Annotated in this window: 13 protein-coding genes; 7 read left to right on the plus strand and 6 right to left on the minus strand. The window is 61.0% G+C overall.

The window, feature by feature from the left end:
• Positions 1-3 precede the first annotated feature (3 nt).
• Complete coding sequence (locus FHX16_RS05610) at positions 4-528, minus strand: DUF1697 domain-containing protein (protein WP_183859678.1); 525 nt, start codon at positions 526-528, stop codon at positions 4-6.
• A gap of 16 nt (positions 529-544) precedes the next feature.
• Positions 545-2,653: a S9 family peptidase gene (locus FHX16_RS05615; protein ID WP_259126754.1), complete on the minus strand. Its 2,109-nt coding sequence runs from the start codon at positions 2,651-2,653 to the stop codon at positions 545-547.
• 236 nt (positions 2,654-2,889) lie between these two features.
• Here FHX16_RS05615 and FHX16_RS05620 point away from each other — a divergent pair, with 236 nt between their 5' ends.
• On the plus strand, positions 2,890-3,279 hold the full coding sequence (locus tag FHX16_RS05620) for a DUF930 domain-containing protein (protein ID WP_183751907.1): 390 nt from the start codon (positions 2,890-2,892) through the stop codon (positions 3,277-3,279).
• A gap of 184 nt (positions 3,280-3,463) precedes the next feature.
• Complete coding sequence (locus FHX16_RS05625) at positions 3,464-4,273, plus strand: polysaccharide deacetylase family protein (RefSeq protein WP_183859674.1); 810 nt, start codon at positions 3,464-3,466, stop codon at positions 4,271-4,273.
• A gap of 46 nt (positions 4,274-4,319) precedes the next feature.
• On the opposite strand, the gene FHX16_RS05630 is transcribed toward FHX16_RS05625, so the two are convergent.
• From FHX16_RS05630 to FHX16_RS05640, 3 genes are all read right to left on the minus strand, one after another.
• Positions 4,320-5,612, minus strand: coding sequence for an FAD-binding oxidoreductase (locus FHX16_RS05630; protein WP_183859672.1), 1,293 nt, complete (start codon positions 5,610-5,612; stop codon positions 4,320-4,322).
• Between the two features lie 19 nt (positions 5,613-5,631).
• Positions 5,632-6,801: an AI-2E family transporter gene (locus FHX16_RS05635; protein ID WP_183859670.1), complete on the minus strand. Its 1,170-nt coding sequence runs from the start codon at positions 6,799-6,801 to the stop codon at positions 5,632-5,634.
• Positions 6,802-7,021: 220 nt separating this feature from the next.
• A complete protein-coding gene (locus FHX16_RS05640; RefSeq protein WP_183859668.1) occupies positions 7,022-7,882 on the minus strand; it encodes a VOC family protein in 861 nt (286 codons plus the stop codon).
• 291 nt (positions 7,883-8,173) lie between these two features.
• Between FHX16_RS05640 and FHX16_RS05645 the strand changes: the two genes are divergently transcribed.
• The 5 genes from FHX16_RS05645 to FHX16_RS05665 all read left to right on the plus strand — a co-directional run bounded on the left by FHX16_RS05645 (position 8,174) and on the right by FHX16_RS05665 (position 10,941).
• Complete coding sequence (locus FHX16_RS05645; protein WP_183751897.1) at positions 8,174-8,590, plus strand: universal stress protein; 417 nt, start codon at positions 8,174-8,176, stop codon at positions 8,588-8,590.
• 36 nt (positions 8,591-8,626) lie between these two features.
• Positions 8,627-8,944 carry a TraR/DksA family transcriptional regulator gene (locus FHX16_RS05650; RefSeq protein WP_016553248.1) on the plus strand — a complete coding sequence of 106 codons (318 nt, stop codon included), beginning with the start codon at positions 8,627-8,629 and terminating at the stop codon, positions 8,942-8,944.
• Between the two features lie 188 nt (positions 8,945-9,132).
• Complete coding sequence (locus tag FHX16_RS05655; protein WP_259126756.1) at positions 9,133-9,801, plus strand: hemolysin III family protein; 669 nt, start codon at positions 9,133-9,135, stop codon at positions 9,799-9,801.
• 142 nt (positions 9,802-9,943) lie between these two features.
• Positions 9,944-10,450 (plus strand): GNAT family N-acetyltransferase, encoded by a 507-nt coding sequence (locus tag FHX16_RS05660; protein WP_183859666.1) that lies wholly within the window; start codon positions 9,944-9,946, stop codon positions 10,448-10,450.
• Positions 10,447-10,941 (plus strand): AAA family ATPase, encoded by a 495-nt coding sequence (locus FHX16_RS05665; RefSeq protein WP_183751891.1) that lies wholly within the window; start codon positions 10,447-10,449, stop codon positions 10,939-10,941. Before FHX16_RS05660 ends, FHX16_RS05665 begins: the two co-directional genes overlap by 4 nt.
• A gap of 35 nt (positions 10,942-10,976) precedes the next feature.
• On the opposite strand, the gene msrB is transcribed toward FHX16_RS05665, so the two are convergent.
• Positions 10,977-11,387: a peptide-methionine (R)-S-oxide reductase MsrB gene (gene msrB / locus FHX16_RS05670; RefSeq protein ID WP_183753827.1), complete on the minus strand. Its 411-nt coding sequence runs from the start codon at positions 11,385-11,387 to the stop codon at positions 10,977-10,979.
• Positions 11,388-11,404: the final 17 nt, after the last annotated feature.

The following is an 11,404-nucleotide window of genomic DNA, read 5'->3' on the forward strand; positions in this document are numbered from 1 at the left end:
CCGCTAGCCCCCATCCTCCATTGCTCCAGCCATTTCGGCGAGCTTGCGCACCGTGTTGAGGTTGCGCGTCGTTCCCGGCTTCAAAGCCGGCAGCTTGAGCTTAGATTTGCCGGAACCGATAGGGAAGTGGACGTAGATTTCGCGCCCGGCGACAACCGCCTCTTCGCCATCGGGCGCGACCATCCTGTCCAGAGCGTCATCGGGCGCTGCTTCCGGCAGGAAGCTTACGAGGAGATAGTTGGGCTTTGCGTCAGGGAAGGGCGCGTTGGCGGCGATCGCTTCCAGTTCCTTGCGGCTGCGCAGCATCACGCCGGGTTCCTTGCCGAGCAACTTTCCGAGTGCGTCGTCCAGCTTTTGCTCGACGTCGGCTTCCGCTTCGTCGGCGCGAAACAGCACGTTGCCGCTCTGGATGTAGGTCTTCACATCGCTGAAGCCGAGCCCTTCGCAGACCGCCTTCAGCTCCGCCATGGGCAGCTTGCCCGTGCCGCCGACATTGATCGCCCTCAGGAGCGCCACATAGACCGTCACGGGCTCCTCCCAACCGTTACATCTTGCCCGCGACCTTGATCGCGAAGGCATATTCGAAGGCGATCTCCTCGAGACGCTGGAAGCGTCCCGAGGCGCCGCCGTGGCCGGCATCCATGTTGGTCTTCAACAGGATCGGCGCGGAGCCCGTCGTCTTTTCGCGCAGCCGTGCAACCCACTTTGCCGGCTCCCAATAGGTGACGCGCGGATCGGTGAGGCCACCGAGCGCCAGGATCGGCGGATAGGCTTTCGCGCCGACATTGTCGTAAGGCGAATAGGCGGCGATGTGGTCGTAGTCTTCCTTGCTCTCGATCGGGTTGCCCCATTCCGGCCATTCCGGCGGAGTCAGCGGCAGCGTGTCGTCGAGCATGGTGTTCAGCACATCCACGAAAGGAACGGCGGCGATCAGGCCGGCGAATTTTTCTGGCGCCATGTTGGCAACGGCGCCCATCAGCATGCCGCCTGCCGAGCCGCCCTCTGCGATGATGTTGGCATAGGAGGTGAACTTCTGCTGATTCAGATAGTCAGCGGCTGATATGAAGTCCTTGAAGGTGTTGGTCTTCTTTTCCATCTTGCCGTCTTCGTACCAGGCAAAGCCCTTGTCCTTGCCGCCGCGGATATGGGCGATGGCATAGACGAAGCCGCGATCGGCAAGCGACAAGCAGTTGGTGTTGAAGCCGGCCGGAATGGTGATGCCGTAGGCGCCATAGCCGTAGAGCAAGCAGGGCGCGGAACCGTCGAGCGGCGTGTCCTTGCGATAGAGCAGGGTCACCGGCACCTCAACGCCGTCCCAGCCGGGCGCGAAGACGCGGCGGGTGACGTAGTCATCCGGATTGTGGCCGGAAGGCACTTCCTGGGTCTTCAACAGCGTGCGCTCGCGCGTCACCATGTTGTAGTCATAAAGCTGGCTCGGTGTCGTCATCGAGGAGTAGGAGAAGCGGATGATGTCGCTCTCGTATTCCGCGGCACCCTGCAGGCCGAGCGAATAGGCTTCCTCGGCAAAGGCGATCGCGTGTTCCTCGCCGGTCTTGCGGTCGCGGATCATGATCTGCGGCAGGCCGTCCTTGCGCTCCAGCCACAGCAGGTGGCGGGCATAGGCCATGTGGCTGATGATGAGTGTGCCCGGCTTGTGCGGCACGACCTCGCGCCAGTACGCCTTGCCCGGGTTTTCAACCGGCGCTTCCATGATCTTGAAATCCTTGGCGTCGCCGTCGTTCGTCAGGATGTAGAAGACGTCGCCGCCTTCCGTCATCGAGTATTCGATGCCTTCCTCGCGCTCGGCCACCAGTTTGGGCTCGGCCGTCAGGTCCTTGGTAGAGAGCAGGCGGTATTCCGAGGTCTCGTGATCGTGGATGTCGATGTAGATGAAGTCGTCGAGCAGCGAACCCCCGACGCCCATGAAGAAGCCCGCATCCTTCTCCTCATAGACCAACCGGTCTTGCCCTTGCGGCGTGCCGAGAATGTGGTGGAACACCTTCGAGGGGCGGTGGTTCTCGTCGAGCGCCGAGTAGAAGAAGCTCTTGCCGTCGGGCGCCCAGACACCGCCACCGCCGGTGTTCTCGATCACGTCGGCCATATCCTCGCTGGTCGCCAGATCGCGCACGCGCAGCGTATAGAACTCGGAGCCCTTGTCGTCGTAGCCCCAGATGCCGCGGCTGTGGTCGGTCGAGTGGTCGAGGCCGGCAAGCCGGAAATAGGCCTTGCCGGCGGCCTCCTTGTCGCCGTCGAGCAGGACGGTGCGGATCGTCTCGTCCTTGACGTCGCCATTGCGCGGAATGCGGAAATAACGAGGCTGTTCGCCTCCGGTGACGAAGAAGGTGCCGTAGGCGTAATCGCCGTCCTTCATCGGCACGGAGCTGTCGTCTTCCTTGATGCGCCCACGCATCTCCGAAAACAGCGTCTTCTGCAGCGCCTTGGTGTCTTCCATCGCCGCGTTCATGTAGACGTTTTCGGCTTCCAGATGTTGCCGGATCGCGGGGTCGAGGATCGACGGATCCTTGAACATCGCCTGCCAGTTGTCGGCGCGCAGCCAGGCGTAGTCATCGGTGCGCGTGATGCCGTGGCGCGTATCCGAGATCGGCTTCTTGGCGGCGACGGGCGGGTTCGGCAGGTTCTTGAAGACGGTCAAGGAAGGCTCCGGAAACGTGATGTCAGGTCGGCAAGAGATAGAGGCGCGCATGCGCCGGATCAAGCGCCGAAGACAGCTCTGCGGCAAAACCGAAGGAATACTCACGTTGCCTTGATGTCACCATATTGTTTAAGAAAGTCCGCTACGTCGCCCGGAATTTGCACCTTGTTCGACCGTCAAAACCTCGGTTCTTCACAGGTGATTCCGGAATGAGAATGCAAAGGAATCCCACCGTAATGCCAAAACGTCTCGTGTTGCTTCTGTCCGCATTTAGCCTTGCTGTTCCGGCCTTCGCAGTTGATCCCGCCATTAAGAAGCAACTCGAAAAGCTCGATCCCGCGACCCGTCTCGAACAGAGCTGCGACACCGAGGCGATGAGCCGAATCAACAAGGACGCGACCGGTTACAAGCCCGACAAAGTCATTGCCTACACGTTCAAGGATCCGGTTCCCAGCGATGACAAGCTGGAGGCGCCAGGCGCGGTGTTCCGCAGCAAGGGCGACTGGTATCACCTTTCCTATACCTGCATTACCGGTCCGCAGCACATGAATGTCCGCGAGCTTTCCTACAAGATCGGCGACAAGGTCCCGCGTGAAAAGTGGGAAAAATACTATCTCTATGATTGATCCGAGGCCAAGCCGGCAGGGGTTGCAGGCGTTGCCTTTGTGAGGCCTTAGTCCTCGGGCATCAGCTCTGTGGGTGAAGCCGACGGCGAATCGCAGAAGCGGCCGCAAGCGGCATCAAACCACATGGCGTCCGAACGCCACGTGCATTATGCAGCGCTTGAACCACGAACGGCTTCTCTTTGGTATGAATCGTCTTTTTCTCGTTCCGGCGTTGCTGATCGCCTCTGCCTCTCTAGCCGCAGCTGCGGCGCTTCCGCTTGAGGATGCTCCGGCCACCACGCCCTCGAAGGTTGTGCAGGCACCAGGGACGGCGGCCGGACCGAGGCTGGTGGAGCCGCATCTGCGCATCGCCAGTTCGGGCCTCAAGGGTCATCCACGCGTGGCGCTGACCTTCGATGCCTGCATGGGCAAGGCCGACGACCGCATTCTCTCGGTGCTGGTGCGCGAGCGGATTCCGGCGACGATCTTCGTTACCGCCCGCTGGTTGAAGCACAATCCGCAGGCACTGCAGGTCTTCCTGCAGAATCCCGATCTCTTCGAACTCGAGAACCACGGCCAGAACCATGTTCCCGCGGTCGATAAGCCGGTATCGATTTACGGCATTCCGTCAGCCGGCTCGCCGGAGGCCGTTCGCCAGGAAGTGCAGGGCGGCGCCGACGCAATGGTCGCGGCCGGCATTGCTCCACCGCATTGGTTCCGCGGCTCGACAGCCAAATACGACCGTTCCTCGATCGTGCAGATTCGGGAAATGGGATACCGCATAGCCGGCTACTCGGTGAACGGCGACGGTGGCTCGCTACTCGGCGCTAACGTCACGGAAAAGCGGATAGCGTCGGCCAAGGACGGCGACGTGGTCATCTCCCACATCAACCAGCCGACCCACGCGGCCGGCGAGGGCGTCGCCAAGGCGATCCTCGACCTGAAGGCCAAGGGCGTCGAATTCGTCCGGCTGCAGGATGTCGAGGACATGGGCGACGACCAGACAACGCAGTAAGTCGGGCGGGACAAAGCTCCGGCGAGGGCTTGCGGGACAGAACGAATTAATTCACGGCACTTTGCCGGCGCTCGTCGGTCTTGATCGGACGTTCAAGGAACGCCGGTGCGTCGCGATCGAGGGCGAAATCATCGAACCAGTCGCGGTATACGCCGCCGATCATTGCACCGATGACCTGGGCTGCAAGATAGGAGAAGGTGATACCGTTGCCGCCGTAGCCATAGGCGGCATAGACCTGCGGCATGGAGGGAACCGGACCGATCAGCGGCAGTCCGTCCGACGTCTCGCCGAAGGTGCCGCACCATGCCGTCGCAACGCTCGTATCGGCCCTCGACCAGAGCCGTTTCATCTTTTCCCGGATCGTCATGACCTTTGCGGCAAGCTTGGCGTCGCGGGTGGCTGGATCGACGGTGTCGTCATCCTCGCCGCCGGCGATGATCCGCCCATCAGGCGTCGTCCGCATGTAGAGATAGGGGTGGCTGTCTTCCCAGATCAGCACTTGGTCGCGCCAGAGTGCTGCCGGATCTTGTGGGATCGTCGCCAGAGCCCAGCTCGACGTCGTCCGGTGCAGTTTCGGCATGTCGATGCCCGGCATGGCGTAGCCGGTGGCAAGCACTGCCGTTTCCGCTTCGATGACGAACGGGCCTTTGGTCTCGGCCGTCACATGCCCGCCTTCGCAATGGAGCTTAGTCGCCGAGGCTCCGATGAGACGTGCGCCCTGCTTCACGGCAATGTCCAGCAACCCCCAGGTCAGGAGCAGCGGATCGGCCTCCGCGGAGCCGCGCGACAGGATGCCCGCATCGCGATCGAGCTCGAACTCGGTGAAGAGATCGCAGTGCTCCAGATATCGGCTTGGCAGGCCCGCCCGGCGACGAAGCTCGACTTCCCGGAGCAGATCACCAGCGCCTTCTTGGTTGCTGGTCAGAAACAGCGATTGCCGCGGCAGCAAATTGCAGGCGATTCGGTTGGCGACGATCAGTTTGGAGAGACCGGCGACCGAGGCGGCACTGCGCCTGTAGATACCGACGGCGCGCTCGAAGCCATAGAAGTGCTCGAGTTCGCCCAGCGTCCGGTCGGTTTCCCATTGCAGCATGGCCGTGCTCGCAACCGTACTGCCGAGACCGGGCGTCTCGCGGTCGACGATGACCACGGACAGGCCGCGTTCCGAAAGGAGCTGGCCCATCAACGCACCGGTAATCCCGCCGCCGATCACCATGGCGTCGACTTTGAGATTGTCCTGAAGTGGTTGGTAGGTGGGTTTCGGCCCGGCGTGGCTCCAAGGGGGGATGCCGCTCTTCAGCCGGTTCTGGCGGGACTCTGCAAGATCGATTTCTGCCATCTGACGCGTCTTACCTCAATTATTTCGGCAATTGCGGTTGCAGTCTCTCTTCGATGAAAAGTTCATCGATGATGGTCATGACAATCAGCGATAGTGGTAGCGCCAGCATAGCACCAACCGCGCCCCACATCCAAGTCCAGAACAGAATTGCGAGGAACACGACGAAGGGATTGATTTCCAATCGTTTTCCCATCACCGCCGGGAAAATCAGGTTTTCCATGACGAGGTGCACGATAAAGAAGGCCGCAGCCGGCATCAGGCCAAATACAAGGCTGTCGTGTGTGATGATGCCGGCGATCGCGACGGCCAGCGTCATCATCGTGATGCCGAGATAGGGGACAAAACTGGACAGGAAGGCGAAGAAGCCCCAAAGCACGGGAGCCGACAGGCCCCCCACGTATGCGATGATCATCATCGTGATGCCAAGGCAGGCGTAGATCAACGATGCCGTCGCAAAGTAGAAGCCGAGCACCTGTTCCACGCCGTTGATCACGCGGATGGCCGCCAGTCGCTGCGACCGCGACCGGAATACCATGATGATCGATTTGCGCAGGGTGATGCGCCCGGCCAGAAAGAGCAGAAGCGCGGCAAAAAAGATCAGCGCTTGTACAAGCGCGGGGGTCAGATTGGCGCTGACCAGGTGCAGCACGTTGCCGGTATTCTCCAGGAGTTTGTCGGTCGACATCGGCCCGCTCTGGAAGGTTTCGGGCGTGATGTGCAGCCATTTGATCCGCTCGAGGTACGGCATCAGGCGACTGAAGGTCTTTTCGACGAAGGCCGGCCCTTCGTTGACGAGCGTCGCTACCGGCCCGGAAAGTGAATTGGCAACGAGGGCGATGACGAGCGCGACACCGGTAGACAGGATCACCGCGTTGGTGACGCGCGGCACGCCGAGCTTGCTGAGCTTTTCCGCGAGCAGGCCGAGGATCATGCCGACGACGATGGCAAGCGTTACCGGAATGAGGATCAGCGACATCATGTAAATGGCCGAAAAGGCGAGCACGCCGAAGATGCCGATCACGGCCCAGGCCATGCTGATATCAAGACCGTCCTTTTCGAGGCGGCGGACCGGCGCTTGCGGTGGCAGCTCTTCTGTCGCCTGCGTCAGTTTCTCGGCCCAAGCGCTGACATGGCGCTCGCCCATTGCGATCTTGCTTGCCTTCTTGCGGATGCCGTTGGCAATTCCCATGGAAATACGATCCCCCGGAAGCCCTGATGCTTCGCGCAAACAACGCACAAGAGGCGATTGAGGTTCCGTAGGGCAGCCCTTGGCCTTGCCCCGATATCGCCGCATCTTTTTTGCATCTTGGGGGATGTTCGGCGGGGAGGCAGGGCCGCTTCTCGGATCGCTTGCGGCGGGCTCCGTTGCGGCCCTGTCGGTCGGCTTAATTCCAGCTGCTGTTCGCGCGTCAGGCTGACAGTGTCAGACCGATGCCCCAGGGATCGTGCAGGAAGGTCCCGCCATTGCGCTTCTCGCTCTTGATCTCGAGTTCGTCGAGCTTTGCGACGGCCTTGTCGAGCGAGGCTTTGTCGTTGAAGCGAAGCGTATAGTCCGAAAGCCCGGTCATGCGGTCGGCGCGCGTTCCGGCGCCGCGGCTGTTCCAGATGTTGGCAGCGACGTGGTGGTGATAGTCGCCCGTCGCAAAGAAGCTGGCGCCGGGATAACGCGCCATCAGCTTCAGCCCGAGCACATCCCGGTAGAAGGCGTCCGCTTCCGGAATGTCGCCGACCTGCAGGTGGATGTGGCCGATTGCGGTGCCGTCAGCCATGCCGTTCCAGGCATCATCGGGCGCGCTGTTGTAAAGCGCCTGCAAATCCAGTCGATGCGTCGCCATTTCCACTTGGCCATCCGGGTGGAACTTCCACTCGTCGTGCGGTCGGTCGGCATAGATCTCGATGCCGTTGCCCTCGGGGTCGGAGAGGTAGATTGCCTCGCTGACGAGGTGATCGGATGCACCTTCCAGGACGACGTTGTGGTGTGCAGCGTGGCGTAGCCAGCGTGCAAGCTCGGTGCGGCTGGGCATCAGGAAGGCCGTATGGAAGAGGCCCGCGGCATTGCGGGGCGCGACGCGGACACCCTTGCCCGTCGTCAGCGTCAGAAGCGGCGTGCCATCGACGCCGAGGACTTCGCCGCTGGCACTCTTCTCGATGACATCAAGGCCGAGCATGGACTGATAGAAGCTGGAAACCAGCGGCAGGTCGGTGACGACGAGATGCGACTGGTCGACATAGGCAGGGCGTGTCAGGGCGTAGGACGTTTCGGTGGTCATGTGTCTATCTCCTGCCGTGGATGGGCGAGGCGTACCGGCGGTGGCGGCAAGAGCGCCGCCCGTAGCGAAACCAAGGAATTTGCGCCGGTCCATTTTCCTCAGAAGTCCCCCCGGTCGCTGTACTTGAATTCTATATGGCGGATTCCAATTGTTCACAGAAGTCCTTATTTTGGCGATTCAGCGTTCGACGATTGTTGACGAAATCCGCGGCGATCTTGATCTTGATCAAAGTGCCTTATTTATCTCCTGAGAGGATGTGGCCGTTGAAAACGGTTATGCTGGAGGGCCTGAATGTACAAGAAAATCATCGTTCCGATCGAAATAGGCGCGTTGGACAGTGGCGAGCGGGCTTTCCGCAAGGCATCCACGCTCCTTGATACGGGCGGCGAGATCGTTTTGCTCAACGTCGTCGAGGACGTTCCCACCTATGTTGCGATCGATTTGCCCGCTGAACTGATCCAGAACGCGATCGATGATGCCGAGGAAAAGCTTGGCATGTTGATCCGCACCAGCGGCATACCTGCATCCATCGAAATCGGTCATGGCCGCCCGGCGCACAGCATCCTCGCCGCCGCAGAAGCGCATGATGCGGATCTCATCATCGTCGCTTCGCATATCCCCGACTTCAGCAACTACTTCATCGGCGCCACCGCCGACCGTGTCGTCAGGCATGCCAAATGCTCTGTGCTGGTCGACAGGCAGCGCTAAGGAGAAAGATGGCACAGGACCGATGGAGGAATTTCCATGACTGACACGCAGACCTACGAGACGATCCTACGCGACCGCCAGCGCGAGCTTGAATCGCGGCTGACCCGCATCGACGTCGATCTCGGACGCACCAAGGAGCAGGACAGCGACGACCGCGCGACCGAGAGCGAGAACGACGAAGTGCTGGAAGGGCTTGGGCAGGCCGGCCAGGAAGAGCTGCGCGCCATCGGCGCCGCCCTCGATCGGATCGCGAAAGGCACGTATGGCATCTGCGTTCGCTGCGGCGAGCCGATTTCCAAACAGCGTCTCGGCGCGGTGCCGTACGCCCCTCTTTGCGAGGATTGCATGAGCTGATTTGTCTGCCACGTCGTCAAGGGATGGCCGTCTTTGGGACTACCTTTTTCCTTCGCGTCTGTATATCTCCGCATTGAAACCGGAAGGCGTCGGAAGCTCACGAAGATTTAACGGCGTGCCATCGCTGTTGTGTTGCCCGGAGACCGGTTCAGTGCGACGATCTGGTGGAGAGGTGAGGGGTTCCCGGCATGGCAGAGTTCAACGGCATCCGCTGGGCTTACGACAAGTACGAACTGATCGCCGACGGCGTCGTTCACGGTGTCGGCTTGGCGTTCGCGCTTATCGGTGCAACCGTTCTGATCTTTTGCGCCACGGTCTGGAGTTCCCATGGCGAACTCGCCGCCGCGTGGATCTACAGCGTCGGACTTGTTCTGACCATCGGTATCTCCTTCTCCTACAATGCTTGGCCTGTTTCACGCACCAAGTGGTACCTTCGCCGCCTCGATCATTCGTCGATTTTCATCCTGATTGCCGCCACCTACACTCCTTTCCTGGAGCGCGGCGCCGATAGTCCGCTTCTGTTCGGGATGCTGATCGGGATCTGGGTGACCGCGGCGCTTGGCATCCTCCTGAAATGCGCCTTTCCCGGTCGTTTCGACAAGCTTACCATCCTGCTTTATCTCGGGATGGGGTGGAGCGGCATCTTCGTGGCCGGACCGGTGGCCGAGCGTATCCCGTTCGTATCGATGCTGCTGATCGTCGTTGGTGGTGTTATCTACTCTCTCGGCGTTATCTTTCACGTCTGGGAAAAGCTGCGCTTCCAGAACGCCATCTGGCACGGTTTCGTGGTGGCCGCGGCGGCCGTGCACTATTCGGCCGTGCTTACCTGCTTCAGCATGGCGAACGCCGGGCTCTGAGCCAATATCAACGGGTTTCCCCTGACAGCGGCGCCTCACTCCGGTCGGGAGGGATGGTTTCGGTCGCACGATTTCGTCGGTTTACAACGCCGATTGCGGGGCGTATGCCGCTTGGCGGAACCGAACTGAAACTGGACCTGATATGACCGACGCCGTTCTCGTGCGCGACGCCACCGAAGCCGATCTCCCTGTCATCCGCGATATCTACAATCACGCCGTCGAGCACACGACGGCGATCTGGAACGAGATGCTGGTTGACCTTGACAACCGCGTCGAGTGGTTCAAGGCGCGAAAGGCAAGAGGCTTTCCGGTCATCGTAGCGGAGAGGGATGGCAAGGTCGCAGGCTATGCCTCCTATGGCGATTGGCGGACCTTCGACGGCTACCGCCACACGGTCGAGCACTCGGTCTACGTCGACAAGGATTGCCGCGGTGCCGGCATCGGCGAAATGCTGATGCGGGGGCTGATCGAGCGGGCGGCCGGGGCCAACATCCACGTGATGATCGCCGGCATCGAGGCTGAGAACGCCGCTTCCATCAAGCTGCATGAAAAGCTGGGATTCCGCGTTGCCGGAACCTTTTTGGAGGTGGGCACGAAGTTCGGCCGCTGGCTGGATCTGACCTGCATGGAGCTTAGGGTCACGAAGTGAGCCTCATCGTTCTCACAGGCGCTTCCGGATCGGGCAAAACGGCGATCTCCAAGGCGGTCGCCGACCGGGGTGAGATCGACGTCTACCATTTTGATGACATCGGCGTCCCCCCGCTCTCCCGGATGACGGCCGACTACGGCTCGCCGGCGGGCTGGCAGCGGGCCATGACCTTCAAGTGGTTTGAGAGCCTCGCGGAGGCACAGCACGCCGGCCGCAATCAACTGCTCGAAGGCCAGATGCGCCTTGCATTTCTGGAAGAGGCGGCGACGGCAACGGGCATTGCCTATTTGCCCCTGCTTATCGATTGCGATGACGAAACAAGAACGCATCGCCTGTCAGTCGAGCGCCGGCAGCCGGAGCTTGCCAACGCCGAAATGATGATCTGGGCGACCTTCCTCCGCCGCGAGGCCTTGGCGAAAAAATGCGCGATATTGGATACATCGCGCCTGTCGCTAGATGAAAGCGTCCGCGCGGTCGTCGAACGCTTCTAGGAGGATCAGTGGAGGCAGACCCTCGGGCCTGCGCCTTATTTGTCCGGCTCGAACACCATCGCGTGGCCGTTGATGCAGTACCGCAGGCCGGTCGGCGGCGGGCCGTCGGGAAATACGTGGCCCAGATGGGCATCGCAGGTGCCGCAGCGGATTTCCGTGCGGACCATCCCGTAGGTCGTGTCGCGATGTTCGGTTACAGCGTCGGGCGAGACCGCCTCGAAATAGCTTGGCCAGCCGCAACCGGCGTCAAATTTCGTATCGGAGCGGAACAGCGGTGAATTGCAACCAACGCAGCGATAGAGCCCGGTTTCGAACGAATCCCAATAGGGCCCGGTGAAGGCACGTTCGGTACCGTGCTGCCGGGTGATCCGGTATTGCTCGGGCGTCAGCTGTTCCTTCCACTCCGCGTCGGTCTTGTGAACTTTGGCGATTGTCGTATCGGCCATGGTTTGATCCTTTCGCG

The organism is Rhizobium sp. BK661, from assembly GCF_024808825.1.
Lineage (GTDB): Bacteria > Pseudomonadota > Alphaproteobacteria > Rhizobiales > Rhizobiaceae > Rhizobium.